Here is a 15,588-nt window from a genome sequence, read left to right on the forward strand (position 1 = left end):
CCTGGGCCTGCGAAGGGTGGGGAGGACGGGGTCCTTCACTGGCTGCGCAGGAACTCGGGGATGTCCAGCTCCTCCTCGAAGTCCTCCGACGCCAGCGGCCGGCGGCTGCCGGTGCCCGCGCCGGGGATGGGCGGCAGCGGCGGCACGGTGATCCCGCCGCCCTGCGGGACGGCGCCGGGCTGTCCCGGACGCGGGGCGGAGGCCGCCGGGGCGGCCGGCGCGGCCGGGCGGGCCTCGGGCTGGCCGGTCGGCCGCTCCGCCGCCTGGGCCGGCATCGGGGTGCGCGCGGGCGCGGAGGCCGCCGGGGCCGGGGCGGCGACCGGGGCCGCCGGCGCCGACGTGACGGTGGAGATCGCGCCGTCCTTGCGGGTGCCGGGCTTGCTGTTGTCGAAGCCGGCCGCGATCACGGTGACCCGGACCTCGTCACCGAGGGCGTCGTCGATGACGGCCCCGAAGATGATGTTGGCGTCGGGGTGCGCGGCGTCGGAGACCAGCGAGGCCGCCTCGTTGATCTCGAACAGCCCCAGGTCCGAGCCGCCGCTGATGGACAGCAGCACGCCGTGGGCGCCCTCCATCGAGGCCTCCAGCAGCGGGCTGGCGATCGCCTGCTCGGCGGCCAGCAGCGCGCGGTTGTCCCCGCGGGCACTGCCGATGCCCATGAGCGCCGAGCCCGCCCCGGACATGACCGACTTGACGTCGGCGAAGTCCAGGTTGATCAGGCCGGGCGTGGTGATCAGGTCGGTGATGCCCTGGACACCGGAGAGCAGCACCTGGTCGGCGGTGCGGAAGGCGTCCATCACGCTGACGTTCCGGTCACCCAGCTGCAGCAGCCGGTCGTTCGGGATGACGATGAGCGTGTCGCACTCGTTGCGCAGCTCCTCGATCCCGGACTCGGCCTGCACGGCCCGCCGCTTGCCCTCGAAGGAGAACGGGCGGGTGACCACGCCGATGGTCAGCGCGCCGAGCTTGCGGGCGATCGAGGCGACCACCGGGGCGCCGCCGGTGCCGGTGCCACCTCCCTCGCCGGCGGTCACGAAGACCATGTCGGCGCCCTTGAGCACCTCTTCGATCTCCTCGCGGTGGTCCTCCGCGGCCTGCCGCCCGACGTCGGGCTGCGCACCGGCGCCCAGGCCGCGGGTGAGCTCACGGCCGACGTCGAGCTTGACGTCGGCGTCGCTCATCAGCAGTGCCTGCGCGTCGGTGTTGATCGCGATGAACTCGACCCCCTTGAGGCCGACCTCGATCATGCGGTTGACCGCGTTCACCCCGCCGCCGCCGATGCCGACGACCTTGATGACCGCGAGGTAGTTGTGCGGAGGTGTCATGCTGCGCTCCCCAACTGGACCCTCATCCTCTGGTTGAGCCTTATAGTTATGTCAACTAGTGGCGTTGCGGTCGAAGTTAGGTGTGCCGGATCGACGCAGCAAGCACCCTCCCCGGCTCGGCGTGTCCAGCGGGCAGGAACACACGAACCTCCCCCGACCCCACCGTCACATCCGACTCACGAGCGGTGACGACCCGCGCGCTCGTTGTCTCATGTAGGGGTCGAGGCCGGTCGGAGCACGTCCGACGCGCCCGACTACCGCTTCTCCAGGTCCGTCTCGGCGCCGGGCGTGTCGGCTGTGACAGGCGTGTCGGTCCGCCGGCGCGCTGGAGCAGCTCCGCAGCAGGCCCCGGCGTCAGCTCCGCGGCACCCGGCCCATCAGGTAGAACTCCTCGTTCGGCGGGACCGCGGCCCAGTGCACCAGCCGGTTGGACAGCGCGAACAGCGAGACGATCGCGCCGACGTCCCACACGTCGTCCTCGGTGAGGCCGTGGGCCCGCAGCGCGTCGAGGTCGGCTCCCTCCACCGTCACCGGCGCGGCGGCGAGCTTCACCGCGACCGCCACGACCGCCCGCAGCCGGTCCGACAGCGGGGCCTTCCGCCAGTCGACGGCGACCTGGTCGGCGAGGTGCCGGTCCCGGGCCCGGATGCGCACCAGCGCGCCGTGGGCGACGACGCAGTAGAGGCAGTCGTTGACCGCGCTGGTGGCGACGACGACCACCTCGCGGTCGGCTACGGACAGCGCCGGGGTGTCCTTGTCCATCAGCGCGTCGTGCAGCGCGAAGAACGCCCGCGCCTCGGCCGGCCGCCAGGCCAGCGCGGCGAAGACGTTGGGCAGGAAGCCGCTGGCGTCGGCGACCTCGGCGAACCGGTCGCGGAGGTCGGGCGGCAGGTCGGCGGCGGGGACGAGCGGGAAGCGGCTGATCGGCTGTGCGGTCACCGGGTCACTGTCCCGCACGGCCGGCCCGTTGTCGGCCCCGTCCAGAGGTTCGCCCCGGCCCCGCTGCAGGGCCCCGCGGCGAGCCTGCGAGCCGTGGGGGGCAGCGGGGTCCTTCCTCACCTCAGGACGACGGCGTCCGGGGTGCTGACGTCCAGGGTGCCGGCCGGTTCCAGCGTGCCGGCGTCGATCTGGTCGAGCAGGCCCCCGAGCACCCGGGCCTTGCGGTCGGTCTGAGCGGCGCTCCCCCACAGCACGGTGCGCCCGTCGGTCAGCGTCAGCGTCACGTCGTCGGCGGTGCTGGCCGACACGGCGGTCACCTGCTCCCGGACGTCGCGCGGCAGGGAGATCACCGCGCCGAGGGCGGCGGTGGTGGCCGCGTCGTCTGGGCCGGGGTGGGCGACCGCCAGGGGGAAGACCCCCACGGGGGGCTCGCCGGTGATCGTGTCGAACAGGATGCCGTTGCGGTCGACCAGCGAGCGGGTCCCGGCCACCTCGACCACGGCCACCGGCTCCCGCTCGGCCAGCGTGACCACGACGGTCCGCGGCCACCCGCGGGTCACCTCGACGCGGGCCACCTGCGGGAGCCGGGCCACCCGTGCCGCGACGGCCTCGGTGTCCACCCGCACCAGCGGCCGGCCCGGCTCGACGCCCGCGGTCTCGACGACCTGCTCCACCGACAGCGTGACCGCCCCGTCGACCTGCACGGTGCGGACGGCCAGCAGCGGACCGGCCAGCACCCCCCAGCCGCCCAGCGCCAGGACGACGGCGAGCACGGCCGCCCCGGCGATCCACCGGCGCCGCGGGCGGGTGCGCCGGCCCGTGCGCCGCGGCCGCCGGGCGCGCAGCGAGGTGACCGCCGAGGAGGCGGCGTTCGGGACCCGGCCCCGGCCCGTCCGGGCCCGGTCGCGGGTCGTCGCCGCGCGGCTCACCGCGCTCCGGCCTCCCCCGGCCCGCCGTCCGGTGCCGGCGCTGCTGCGCCGTCGTCCCCGGTGAGCGCGGCCAGCACCTCCGGGCCGACCATCGACACGTCACCGGCGCCCATCGTGACCACCAGGTCGCCGGGTCGGGCGCGGGCGGCGAGCGCCGGCGCGGCCGCCGACCAGGACGGCTCGAACAGCACCTGCGCCGCCGGCAGCGGCACGGCCTCGGCGACCATGGCCCCGGTGACGCCGGGCACCGGGTCCTCCCGCGCTCCGTAGACGTCCATCACCACGACCTCGTCGGCCAGGCCCAGGGCCTCCCCGAACGCGCCGGCGAACTCGGCCGTGCGGCTGTAGAGGTGCGGCTGGAACGCGACCACCAGCCGGCCGTCCCCGGCCACCGCCCGGGCGGCCCGCAGCTGGGCGGCCACCTCGGTGGGGTGGTGGGCGTAGTCGTCGTAGACGCGGACGCCGGCCACCGTGCCCTTGAGCTCGAAGCGGCGGTGCACCCCGCCGAACCGGGCCAGCCCGCTGACCAGGCCCTCCGCCGGCAGCCCCAGCTCCAGACCGGCGAGCAGGGCGGCGGCGCTGTTGAGCGCCATGTGCTCGCCGGGCAGCCGGATCGTCACCACCCCGAGGTCGGCGCCGTCGAGGGCCGCGGTGTACCGGCTGCCCTCGGGGCCGACCTGCAGGTCGCCCAGCCGGAGGTCGGCGCCCTCGGTGAACCCGTAGGTGCGCACCCGGGCCGCGGTGCCGACCCCGCGCAGCCGGGCCGCGCCGGGGTCGTCGGCGCACAGCACGACGAAGCCGTCGGGGTCCACGGTCGACACGAAGGTGTCGAAGGCCTGCTCCACCGCGGCCAGGTCGCCGTAGTTGTCCAGGTGGTCGGCCTCGACGTTGGTGACGATCGCGCCGTGCGGGGCCAGCAGCAGGAACGAGCGGTCGCTCTCGTCGGCCTCGGCGACGAAGACGTCGCCCTCTCCTGAGTGGGCGTTGGACCCGGACTCGTTGAGGTCGCCGCCGATGGCGAAGGACGGGTCGACGCCGCACGCCTGCACGGCCACGGTGAGCATCGAGGTCGTGGAGGTCTTGCCGTGGGTGCCGGCCACCGCCACGCTGCGCAGCCCGGCCATGACCGCGGCCAGCGCGACCGCCCGGGGCAGCACCCGCAGGCCCCGCTCCCGCGCGGCGGCGAGCTCGGGGTTCTCGGCCCGGATGGCGGTGGAGACGACGACGGTCTCGGCGTCCCCCAGGTGGGCGGCGTCGTGCCCGACCGCCACCCGGGCGCCGAGCGCGGCCAGGGCCAGCAGGGCCGGGGAGTCGCGTCGGTCGCTGCCCGAGACGGTCAGGCCGCGGGCCAGCAGGATCCGGGCGATGCCGCTCATCCCGGCGCCGCCGATGCCGATGAAGTGCACCGCGCCGAGGGAGTCCAGGGAGGGGATCGGGTCGCGCCAGGCGGCGACGTCGGCGGCGCTCACGACCCGGCTCCGGACGCCACGGACAGCACGATGTCGGCCAGCCGGTCGTCGGCGTCCGGCGTCCCGGCCGCCCGCGCGTGCGCGGCGTACCCGGCCAGCACGACCGGGTCGGTGACCAGCGGCAGCAGGTGCTCGCCGATCCAGGACGGCGTGAGCTCGGCGTCCTCGACCAGCAGGCCGCCGCCGGCCTCGACCAGGGGCAGGGCGTTCCGTCGCTGCTCGCCGTTGCCGATGGGCAGCGGGACGAACACCCCGGGCAGGCCCACCGCGGAGAGCTCCGCGACGGTCACCGCGCCGGACCGGCACAGCGCCAGGTCCGCGGCGGCGTAGGCCAGGTCCATCCGCTCCAGGTAGTCAACGACCACGTACGGCGGCTGCCCGGGCGGGCGGGCCGGGACGGTCACGTCGGTGTTCTTCGGCCCGCGGGCGTGCAGCACCTGGACACCGGCCGCGGTCAGCGCGTCGGCCGCCCCGGTGGCGGCCCGGTTCAGCGTCGCGGCCCCCTGCGAGCCGCCGAAGACCAGCAGCGTCGGGCGGTCGGCGTCCAGACCGAAGTGCGCGCGGGCCTGCACCCGCAGGCCGGCGCGGTCCAGCGAGGTCAGCTGCGGGCGCAGCGGCATGCCGACGTGCTCCCCGCCGCGCAGCGGGGTGCCGGGCACGGTCACCGCGACCCGGGCGGCGATCCGGGCACCGACCCGGTTCGCCAGCCCGGGCAGGGCGTTCTGCTCGTGGACGACCACCGGCACCCCGGCGCGCCAGGCGGCCAGGTAGGCCGGCAGCGCGACGTAGCCGCCGAACCCGACGACGACGTCGGCGGACAGCTCGGTCAGCAGCGCCCGGGTCTCGGCCACCGAGCGGCGCACCCGGCCGGGGACCCGGAGCAGGTCGACGGTGGGCTTGCGCGGCAGCGGCACCGGCGGGATCAGCCGCAGGTCGTACCCGCGGGCGGGCACGAGCCGGGTCTCCATCCCACGGCTGGTGCCCAGGCAGGTGACCCGCGGCGGGCCGCCGGGCGTGCCGGCGCGCCGGCGCAGCGCGTCGGCGAGGGCGAGCATCGGCTCGATGTGCCCGCCGGTCCCGCCGCCGGCGAGGACGACCGACACCGGGCGGGTGCGCGCCGGGGAGTCCGGGGCGGGGCCGCCTGCGGGAGGACGGTCCTGGGCTGGCTGGGCGGAGGTCACTGCAGGCGTCCTGGCCGTTCCGTTCTCGGGGTGCGGGACCGCGGCGCCGGGCGCCCGCGGCCTCCGGGTGGGTCGGCCGGGGCGCTCCGGTCGCGCGGCGCACCGGTCCCGGGGCCGGCCACGGACGGCGGACGGTCCCGGAGCGGGACGCGGTCACCGGCGGGAGGCCGGCCGCGGACAGTTTGCCGGTCGCCGCGGGCGGCCTGCTCGACCGGGGGCACCGGCTCCCGGCGGGGTCGCGGCGCGGGGCCCTGCCGCCCCTCGCCCGCCCGCAGGGGGCCGTCGCCGGAGGAACGCCGCCGGCCGGGCTCCTCCCGGGCCGGCGCGGGCACCCGGACGCCGGTCCGGGCGCCGGTGCGGGTGTCGTCCCGGGTGTCGCGGCCACCGCCGTCCCGGCGGGGACGGCTGTCGCGCCGGCGGCGGGACGGCAGGGGCGCCACCGCCTCGGTGGGCACCGGCAGGAACAGCCGGGTCAGCCGGCTCGGCGGCCGGGCGCGCTGGAAGGCGATGGCCTCGGGCTCGGACCGGGCGAAGCGGGCCAGCAGCCCGACGATGAACAGGGTCAGCACCAGCGAGGTGCCCCCGGCGGAGATCAGCGGCAGCTGGACGCCGGTGACCGGCAGCAGGCCGACGACGTAGCCCATGTTCATCGTGGCCTGGCCGATCAGCCACACGGTGATGGCGACGCTGGCCAGCTGGATGAACCGGTCGGTCGAGCGGCGGGCGATCCGGAACCCGGCGTAGGCCAGGATCCCGTACAGCGCGACGACCACGAGGCAGCCGAGCAGACCCAGCTCCTCGCCGATGATGGCGAAGATGAAGTCGGACTCCGCGTGCGGCAGCCCGTTCCACTTGGTGGCGCTGTTGCCCAGGCCGACCCCCCACAGCCCTCCGGTGCCCAGCGCGCGCAGGCCGCGGCAGGCCTGGTAGCCGCCGTCGCCGGCGTCGGCGCACGGGTCGAGGAACGAGGTGATCCGGGCCATCCGGTACGAGGCCGCGGAGATCATCAACCCCACCGCGCCGGCCACCAGGACGACCGCGGCGGCGATCCACCGGAGGGCCAGGCCACCGGTCCAGAGCAGCCCGGCGACGACCAGGCCCAGGCTCACCACCGCGCCCATGTCCGGCTCGAGGATCAGCAGCACCGAGATCAGCCCGAAGGCCGGGAGGACCGGCACCAGCAGCGTCCGGGTGGTCAGGTACCGCTCGCGCAGCGCGATGACGTGCGCACCCCAGACGGCGAAGACCAGCTTGGCCAGCTCCGAGGGCTGGAAGTTGGTGAACCCGAGGTCGAACCACGCCCGGGACCCGTTGAGCTTGATGCCCACCCCGGGGACCAGCACCAGCGCGAGCAGGACGACGACGAGCAGCATGCCCCGGCCCGACCACCGCCGCAGCCGGCCCACCGGTAACCGCAGCGCGACGAGCATGAGCACCAGCCCGATGCCGGCGAAGACGATCTGCCGGACGCCGGGCAGCCAGGCCGGCTGGTCGGCCAGGGCCGCCTCGATCGACGAGGCGGAGAACACCATGATCAGCCCGATCACCAGCAGCATCCCCGCCGACCCCAGCACCAGCTGGGAACTGGTCATCGGGCCGTCCAGCCACGCCGGGCCGGGGAACCGCCGGCGGGGCGCCGCAGGCTCGGAGCGGGTCCGGGCGGCCGGGCGTTCGCGTGGCTCGGCCCGCCGGGTGCTGGTCACGGCCGGGACCTCCGCGCCGTCATCCGAGCGCGCGTACCGCGTCGGCGAAGGCCCGGCCCCGGTGCGCGTAGTCGGTGAAGACGTCCATCGAGGCCGCGGCCGGCGCCAGGAGCACGGTGTCGCCGGGGCGCGCCAGCCGGGCCGCGGCCGTCACGACCTCGGCCATCACCTGCTCGGGGGTCCGGTCCACCGGGCCATCGTCGCCGCTGGCGACCACGGTGCGCGGAACCGACGGGGCGTGTCGCGAGAGTGATCGCGCCAACTCCGCACGGTCACGACCCAGCAACACCGCGCCGACCAGCCGCGGGGCCACCGCCGCGACCAGCGGGTCCACGTCGGCTCCCTTGAGCAGCCCGCCGGCGATCCAGACCACCCGCGGGTAGGCGGCCAGCGAGGCGCCGGCCGCGTGCGGGTTGGTCGCCTTGCTGTCGTCGACGTAGTCCACGCCGTCCACCGTGCCGACCAGCACGTTGCGGTGGGCGCCGCCGCGGAACGCGGCCAGGCCCCGGGCGACCGCGTCGGGGGCCACCCCGGCGGCCAGCGCGAGGGCGGCCGCGGCCAGCGCGTTCACCGTGTTGTGCGGGCCGTGGACCTGCAGCGCCGAGGTCTCCACCAGCACCTCCCCGGCCGGGACGGCGGAGAAGGCGCGGTCGACCAGGGCGCCGGAGCGCACGCCCAGCTGGCCGCGGGCGGGCTCGGCGAGGGTGACGGTGACCGGGTGGCGGTGCGCAGCGACCAGCGCGGAGGCCACCGGGTCGCCGGCGTCGGCGACGGCGACCGGGGCCAGCCGCAGCAGCACGGCCTTGGCGTCGCGGTAGGCCTCCGGCGACCCGTGCCAGTCGACGTGGTCGTCGGCGACGTTGAGCACGCAGGCGGCCGCCGGCGCGATCGAGGAGGACCAGTGCAGCTGGAAGCTGGACAGCTCGACGGCGATCGCGTCGTAGGCGGCCCCGCCGTCCTCGCCGACGGCGGTGACCACCTCGACCAGCGGGCGGCCGACGTTGCCGGCGGCGACCGCCCGCAGCCCACCGGCCAGCAGCACCGACTCCAGCATGGTGACCGTCGTCGTCTTGCCGTTGGTGCCGGTCACCGCGTACCAGGGGGCCGGCGGGCCGGCGCCGTCCGGACCGGTGCCCACCCGCAGCCGCCAGGCCAGCTCCGGCTCCCCGACGACCTCGACCCCGGCGCGCGCGGCGGCCACCAGCAGCGGGTGGTCCGGCCGCCAGCCCGGGGACGTGACCACCAGGTCGGTGCCCTCCGGGACGGTGTCCAGCGGGCCCAGCCAGGTCGCCCCGGCGTCGGCCAGCTCGGCCAGCACGCCCGGCTCCGCGGCGTCGGTCAGCAGCACCCGCGCACCGCGCGCCAGCAGCACCCGGGCGGCCGCCGCCCCGGAGACGCCCAGGCCGGCGACCAGCACCGACGCCCCTGCGAGCTGCACCGTCTACAGCCCGGCGAAGGAGAGCCAGTCGGCGTAGAACAAGCCGATCCCGAACGCCACGGCCATGCCGGTCACCAGCCAGAACCGCACGATCACCGTGCTCTCCGCCCAGCCGGCCAGCTCGAAGTGGTGGTGCAGCGGCGCCATCCGGAACACCCGCCGCCGGGTGGCCCGGAAGAACCCGACCTGGATGACCACCGACAGGGTCACCGCCACGAACAGCCCGCCGAGCACCACCAGCAGCAGCTCGGTGCGGGTGACGATGGCCAGGCCGGCCATCAGCCCGCCCAGGGCCAGCGAGCCGGTGTCGCCCATGAAGATCCGGGCCGGCGAGGTGTTCCACCACAGGAACCCCAGGCAGGCGCCCATCGCCGCGGCCGCCACCAGGGTGACGTCCAGCGGGTCCCGGACGGTGTAGCAGCCGTCGACCACCGCGGTGCTGCAGTCGTGCCCGAACTGCCAGAAGGAGATGATCACGTAGGACGCGAAGACCATCGCGGAGCAGCCGGCGGCCAGCCCGTCCAGCCCGTCGGTGAGGTTCACCGCGTTGGAGAAGCCGGCGATGAACAGGTAGGCCAGCACCGCGAACAGCACCGGCGGCAGGGTCATCGGCGCGATGTCCCGCACGAAGGACACCGCGGGCGAGGCGACCGCCACCCCCTGCTGGTCCTGCTGCCACAGCGCCAGCAGCGCGAACGCCAGCCCGATGACCAGCTGGCCGACCAGCTTGGCGGTCTTGTTCAGCCCGAGGCTGCGCCGGTACCGGATCTTCAGGTAGTCGTCGAGGAACCCGACGGTGCCCAGCCCGATGAGCAGGAAGAGCAGCAGCAGCCCGGTGGCGGTGACGCCGCGCCCCGGCTGGTTGATCAGGAACAGGTGGGCGATCAGGTAGCCGCCGACGGTGGCCAGCACCATCACCGTGCCGCCCATGGTGGGCGTGCCCTTCTTCGACAGGTGGCTCTCCGGCCCGTCGTCCCGGATCTCCTGCCCGAAGCCCCGGCGGCGGAAGGCCCGGACCGCCAGCGGGGTGCACAGGATGGAGATGACCAGGCCGAAGGCGGCCGCGATCAGGACCGACTTCACGCGGTTCCCTTCCCGGTGCCGCGGGGGGCGGCGTCGGTGTCGGTGTCGGTCTCGGTGAGCAGGTCGGCGGCGAGCACCTCGAGAGCGTAGGAGCGGGAGGCCTTGACCAGGACGACGTCCCCGGGGGCGAGCCGGCCGGCGAGCAGCCGGCGGGCGGCGTCCCGGTCGGGCACGTGCACCGGCTCGGCCGTCCCCGCGCCGGCGGCGGCCCACTCGGCCCGGGCGCCGGTGTGCACCCCGGCGGCGTCCGGGCCGACCGAGACGACGAGGTCCACCCCGGCCCGGACGGCGTCGCGGCCCAGCGAGGTGTGCGCGGCCTCGGCGTTGGGCCCCAGCTCCCCCATCGCGCCGAGGACGGCGATCCGCCGCCGGCCGGCCAGGCCGGTCAGCGCGGACAGCGCGGCCCGCATCGACTCGGGGTTGGCGTTGTAGGCGTCGTTGACCACGGTCACCCCGTCGGGACGCCGGTCGACCTCCATCCGCCAGCGGCTGCGCGTCCCCGCCTCGGACAGCGCCGCCGCGACGGCGGCCGGGGCCAGCCCGGCGGCCAGGGCGGCGGCCGCCGCGGACAGCGCGTTGGCGACCTGGTGGGCGCCGACCACCCGCAGCGCGACCGGGTGCTCCTCCCCCGCGGCGACCAGGGTGAAGCGTGCCCGGGCCTGCCCGTCCAGCTCGACCGAGCCGGCGCGCACGTCGGCGTCGCCGGCGTGCACGCCGGTCGTGAGCACCCGCCCGCGGGTCCGGCCGGCCATCCCCAGCACCCGGGGGTCGTCGGCGTTGAGCACCGCGGTGCCGTCGGCCGGGACGGCCTCGACCAGCTCGCCCTTGCTGGTGGCGATCACCTCCGCACTGCCGAACTCGCCCAGGTGCGCCGAGCCGACGTTGAGCACCACGCCGATGGCCGGCCGGGCGACCGCGCACAGCCGGGCGATGTGCCCCGGGCCGCGCGAGCCCATCTCCAGCACCAGGAAGCGGGTGGTCGCATCGGCGGTCAGCACGGTGAGCGGCAGCCCGATGTCGTTGTTGAACGACCCCTGCGGGCTGACCGTGGGTGCCGCGGTGGCGAGCACCTGGCCGAGCAGGTCCTTGGTCGAGGTCTTCCCGGACGAGCCGGTGATCCCGACGGTGACCAGCCCGCCGGCGACCAGCCGGACGTGCACGGCGGCGGCCAGCCGGCCCAGCGCCGCCACCGGGTCGGCGACGACGACGCAGGGCAGCGCCGGGTCCGGCCGGGTGGCCAGCGCGCCGGCGGCGCCGGCCGCCGCGGCCGCGGGCAGGAAGTCCGCGCCGTCCACCCGCTCGCCGGGCAGCGCGACGAACAGGTCGCCGGCGCCGACGGTGCGGGAGTCGACCGTCACCGACCCGGTCACCACGCCGGGCGGGCCGGCCAGCTCGCCACCCACCGCGGCGGCGACCTCGGCCAGGGTCAGCTCGATCACGCGCGCACCCCGAGCTCGCCGAGCACTTCTCGGAGCACCTCGCGGTCGTCGAAGGGCAGCACCTGGCTCCCGACCTCCTGCCCGGTCTCGTGGCCCTTGCCGGCCACCAGCAGGGTGTCCCCCGGGCGGGCCCGGCGCACGGCGGCGGCCAGCGCGGCCCGCCGGTCGCCCACCTCGAGGACCTCGGCACGCTGCTCCGCGGGCACCCGCTCGGCGCCCTCCCGGACGGCGCGGCGGATCTCGGCCGGGTCCTCCGACCGGGGGTTGTCGTCGGTGACCACCAGCAGGTCGCTGCCCGCGGCGGCCGCCGCGCCCATGTCGGCCCGCTTGCCGGCGTCCCGGTCGCCCCCGCAGCCCAGCACGGTCAGCAGCCGCCCGCGGGTGGACCCGCGCAGCGCCGCCAGGGCGGTGCGCACCGCGTCCGGGGTGTGCGCGTAGTCGACGAGCGCGGTGAACGGCTGGCCGGCCACGACCGGCTCCATCCGCCCCGGCACGACCGCGTCGGCGAGCCCGGCGACCGCATCGGTCACCGGGACGCCCACGGCGTCCAGCAGCGCGACGGCCAGCACCGCGTTGGCCACGTTGAAGCTGCCGGGCAGCCGCAGCCGCACCGGCCAGCTGCGCCCGTCGCGGTGGCGCAGGGTGAAGGTGGAGCCGCCGCCGGGCCCGGGGGCCACCCCGGTGGCCGACCAGTGCGCCCCGGCGGCGCCGCGGGTGGTCACCGTGACGGTGTCCGGGGTGACCAGCCGGCGCCCGGCCGGGTCGTCGACGTCCACCACCTCGACCGCGGCACGGCCGTCGAACAGCCGCGCCTTGGCCTGGAAGTAGCTCTCCTGGTCGCCGTGGAAGTCCAGGTGGTCGCGCGAGAGGTTGGTGAACCCGGCCGCGGCGAAGCGGACACCGCCGACCCGGCCCAGCACCAGGGCGTGGCTGGACACCTCCATGACCACCGCCTGCACGCCGGAGGCGGCCATGCTCGCCAGCAGGGCGTGCAGGTCAGGGGCTTCCGGGGTGGTCCGGACGCTGGGCAGCGCGGTGGTGACCGGCGCCCCGGCGGCGTCCCGGCCGCGGGTCCGGGTCTGCACGGTCCCGATCAGCCCGCTCGTCCGGCCGGCGGCGGCCAGGCCGGCCTCCACCAGGTAGGCCGTCGTCGTCTTGCCGTTGGTGCCGGTGATCCCGATCATGGTCAGCCGCTCGCCGGGTGATCCGTAGACGCGGGCGGCGACGGCTCCGAGCAGGTCCCGGGGGTCGGGGACGACGCACACCGGCAGGCCGGCGGCGCGCGCCTCGGCCTCCCCCACCGGGTCGGTGAGGACGGCGGCGGCCCCCCGGGCGGCGGCGTCGGCGGCGTACCGGGCCCCGTGCGTGCGGGCGCCCGGCAGCGCGGCGTACAGGTCGCCCGGCTGCACCCCGGTCGAGGCGAGGGTCACGCCGGACACCCGGGTGGCCGGGTCCCCGGCCACCGGGACCCCGACGAGGTCGCCCAGTTCGGCGAGGGAGAGCGGGCGGGTCCCCGGAGGCCGGGGCACCGACCCGGCGACGGTCGGACTCACGAGTGTCCAATCTACCGGCGGAGCCGGTCGGCACCCGGTCCGCACCCGGCCCGGCGCTCCCGGCCGGGCACGTCCGGGGCCCGGTGTGGTCCGGGGAGGCGGTCAGGGGGCGGTGAGGGTGAACTCGGGTCGGGGAGCACCGGAGGGCACGACCCCGCCGGCGGTGAGCGCGTAGCGCATGACGTCGGCGAAGACCGGGGCGGCGACCTGGCCGCCCTCCGCCGAGCTGGTGGGGCGCTCCAGGTCGACCGCGACGACGTACTGCGGGTCGTCGGCCGGGGCGTAGCCGACGAAGGTGGTGAAGTAGCCGCCGCCGGCGTAGCAGCCGCAGTCGGGGTTGGCGCGCTGCGCGGTGCCGGTCTTGCCCACGACCCGGAAGCCGTCGACGGACCCCAGCGGCGCGGTGCCCCCGGGACCCACCACGGCCTCGAGCATGTAGGTCAGCGCCGACGCGGTGTCCTCGCTGACCACCCGGGTCCCCGCCGGCCGGGGCATCGCCGTCACCGTGCCGTCGGCGGCGGTCACCGAGCTGACCACCCGCGGCGGCACGCGGACACCGCCGTTGGCCAGGGTCTGGTAGACCGAGGCCATCTGCAGGGTGGTCACCGAGACGCCCTGGCCGATCGGCACGTTCGCCGCCCGGCTGGCCGTCCACTCGTCGGAGTCCTCGAGGATGCCGGCGCTCTCCCCCGGCAGCTCCACGCCGGTCCGGGACCCGATGCCGAACGCCCGCAGGTACTGCTCGAACTTCGCGTCGCCGACCTCGCGGGCCAGCATGATCGACCCGACGTTGCTGGACTTGGCCAGGATGCCGGTCACCGTGAAGCCGATCGGGGCGTGGTCGTGCGCGTCGGTGACGACGACGTCCCCCGCCTGGACGTGCCCGGGCACGGTCAGCACCGTCTCCGGTGTCGCCAGGCCCTCCTCGACCGCCGCGGCCAGGGTGACCGCCTTCATCACCGAGCCGGGCTCGTAGACCTCGGACACCACCGGGTTGCCCAGCAGCGCCGGGTCGGTCTCGCCGGCGCGGCCGGGGTCGTAGCCCGGGCAGGACGCCAGCGCGACGACCTCGCCGGTCTGCACGTCCAGGACGACGGCGGACGCCCGGGTGGTCGCACCGTCGGAGCAGGCGGTGGCCAGCCGCTCCTGGACGACGAACTGCAGGTCCTCGTCGATGGTCAGCGCGACGGTGCCGCCGTCCTCGGCCGGGGTGCTGTCGTCGATCCCGGAGGGGATCGGGTTGCCGCGGCCGTCGACCTCGACCTGGCGTCGCCCGTCGGTGCCGGCCAGCTGGTCCTCGAAGCGCTGCTCGATGCCGGCCAGCCCCTCGCCGTCGCGGCCCACGAAGCCGACCACCTGGCCGCCGACGGAGCCGGCCGGGTAGAGCCGCAGCGGGTCGTCCTCGAGGAAGACGCCGGCCAGGCCGAGCGCCTCGATCTGGTCGGTGGTCTCCGGGAGCACCTTGGCAGCCAGCACGACGTACCGGCCGTCCCCGGACAGCTTCTCGGTGAGCTCCGTGGCCGGGACGTCGAGCAGTGTGGTGAGGGCCAGCGCGGTCCGGGCCGGGTCCTCGACGACCGTCGGGTCTGCGACCACGCGGGAGGCCTCGACGGTGTAGGCGAGCTGGTCGCCGTCCCGGTCGACGATGGCACCCCGCAGAGCGGCGATGGGGTAGCTGGCCAGCCGGTCCTGCTGGGCGGCGTTGGCGTAGGCGGTCCCCTCCACCCCCTGGAGGAGCACCAGCCGGCCGACCACGGCGACCAGCAGCAGGACCAGGAACACCAGGCCCCACCGGTTGCGCTGGTCGTGCCGCACCCGCACGGGGGCCGAGCCTCGCCCGCGGCCGCGGCCGGCCGCGGGAGGCGCGCCGGTGGGCAGCGGCGCCCGGGCCCGCGGCGCGGCGCCGCGGGCGGCCGGGGCCGGGCGGGCGGCGGTGCGCCGGGGGCCCAGGGGGCGTCCGTCGTCGGCCACCTGTTCAGTCCCCGGCGGCGTCGGCCGGGGCTGCCGGGGGCAGGCCGCCGGCCGGCGCCGGAGCGGCCGGTGCGGGTGCAGGGACGGCGGGCGCGGGGGCGGCGGGCGCGGGCGGGACGGCGGCGGCCGCGGGGGGCAGGGCGGCCGCCGGTGGAGCGGGAGGTACGGGGGCCGGCTCGGCGGTCCCCCGCAGGACCGAGGTGCCGTCGGGCCCGAGCACCAGGTGGCCGGCCGGGCCGGCGGGCACCAGGCCGTTGGCCGCGGCGGCCCGGGCGAGCTCGGCGGCGGTGCTGCCCGAGACGACCTGCTGCTCGAGCCGCTCCACCTGCTGGGCCTGGTCGGCGATGGCCGACCGGCGGTCGGTGGCCTTCAGCGAGTCCACCGCGATGGCGGTGTTGAGCAGCAGCAGCGAGACCGTGGTGGCCACCAGCATCAGCACGACGAGCAGGACGAAGGGGGCCTGGCGGCCGGCGGCGGTGTCCCGCATCCGCCCGGCGGCCGGTGCGGGCGGGACCAGTCGCAGCTGCGGCCGGCTGGGGACCGGGCCGGTTCGCCGGA

12 protein-coding genes are annotated in these 15,588 nt (G+C 76.7%); all 12 read right to left on the reverse strand.

Features of this window, described 5'->3' with window-relative positions:
* Positions 1-35: 35 nt before the first annotated feature.
* Positions 36-1,325 carry a cell division protein FtsZ gene (gene ftsZ, locus ACWIX6_RS14450; RefSeq protein WP_448613125.1) on the reverse strand — a complete coding sequence of 430 codons (1,290 nt, stop codon included), beginning with the start codon at positions 1,323-1,325 and terminating at the stop codon, positions 36-38.
* A 354-nt stretch (positions 1,326-1,679) separates the two neighbouring features.
* Entirely contained in the window at positions 1,680-2,264 is a 585-nt protein-coding gene (locus ACWIX6_RS14455; protein WP_448613126.1) for a peroxidase-related enzyme, read from the reverse strand.
* A gap of 116 nt (positions 2,265-2,380) precedes the next feature.
* Positions 2,381-3,193 (reverse strand): cell division protein FtsQ/DivIB, encoded by an 813-nt coding sequence (locus tag ACWIX6_RS14460; RefSeq protein ID WP_448613127.1) that lies wholly within the window; start codon positions 3,191-3,193, stop codon positions 2,381-2,383.
* The gene (gene murC / locus ACWIX6_RS14465) at positions 3,190-4,662 is read right to left on the reverse strand and encodes a UDP-N-acetylmuramate--L-alanine ligase (RefSeq protein ID WP_448613128.1); all 1,473 of its coding nucleotides are present in this window, start codon (positions 4,660-4,662) and stop codon (positions 3,190-3,192) included. Before murC ends, ACWIX6_RS14460 begins: the two co-directional genes overlap by 4 nt.
* Complete coding sequence (gene murG / locus ACWIX6_RS14470) at positions 4,659-5,843, reverse strand: undecaprenyldiphospho-muramoylpentapeptide beta-N-acetylglucosaminyltransferase (RefSeq protein ID WP_448613129.1); 1,185 nt, start codon at positions 5,841-5,843, stop codon at positions 4,659-4,661. Before murG ends, murC begins: the two co-directional genes overlap by 4 nt.
* Positions 5,840-7,546, reverse strand: coding sequence for a putative lipid II flippase FtsW (gene ftsW / locus ACWIX6_RS14475; protein ID WP_448613130.1), 1,707 nt, complete (start codon positions 7,544-7,546; stop codon positions 5,840-5,842). Before ftsW ends, murG begins: the two co-directional genes overlap by 4 nt.
* A 19-nt stretch (positions 7,547-7,565) precedes the next feature.
* Positions 7,566-8,984: a UDP-N-acetylmuramoyl-L-alanine--D-glutamate ligase gene (gene murD, locus ACWIX6_RS14480; RefSeq protein WP_448613131.1), complete on the reverse strand. Its 1,419-nt coding sequence runs from the start codon at positions 8,982-8,984 to the stop codon at positions 7,566-7,568.
* Between the two features lie 3 nt (positions 8,985-8,987).
* Complete coding sequence (gene mraY / locus ACWIX6_RS14485; RefSeq protein WP_448613132.1) at positions 8,988-10,067, reverse strand: phospho-N-acetylmuramoyl-pentapeptide-transferase; 1,080 nt, start codon at positions 10,065-10,067, stop codon at positions 8,988-8,990.
* A complete protein-coding gene (locus ACWIX6_RS14490) occupies positions 10,064-11,506 on the reverse strand; it encodes a UDP-N-acetylmuramoyl-tripeptide--D-alanyl-D-alanine ligase (RefSeq protein ID WP_448613133.1) in 1,443 nt (480 codons plus the stop codon). Before ACWIX6_RS14490 ends, mraY begins: the two co-directional genes overlap by 4 nt.
* Positions 11,503-13,059, reverse strand: coding sequence for a UDP-N-acetylmuramoyl-L-alanyl-D-glutamate--2,6-diaminopimelate ligase (locus ACWIX6_RS14495; protein ID WP_448613134.1), 1,557 nt, complete (start codon positions 13,057-13,059; stop codon positions 11,503-11,505). The genes ACWIX6_RS14490 and ACWIX6_RS14495 overlap by 4 nt, the downstream gene beginning before the upstream one ends.
* Positions 13,060-13,161: 102 nt before the next feature.
* Complete coding sequence (locus ACWIX6_RS14500; protein ID WP_448613135.1) at positions 13,162-15,030, reverse strand: peptidoglycan D,D-transpeptidase FtsI family protein; 1,869 nt, start codon at positions 15,028-15,030, stop codon at positions 13,162-13,164.
* Positions 15,031-15,034: 4 nt separating this feature from the next.
* Positions 15,035-15,517 carry a hypothetical protein gene (locus ACWIX6_RS14505; protein WP_448613136.1) on the reverse strand — a complete coding sequence of 161 codons (483 nt, stop codon included), beginning with the start codon at positions 15,515-15,517 and terminating at the stop codon, positions 15,035-15,037.
* Between the last annotated feature and the right edge of the window lie 71 nt (positions 15,518-15,588).

Source organism: Modestobacter sp. URMC 112, from assembly GCF_053502575.1.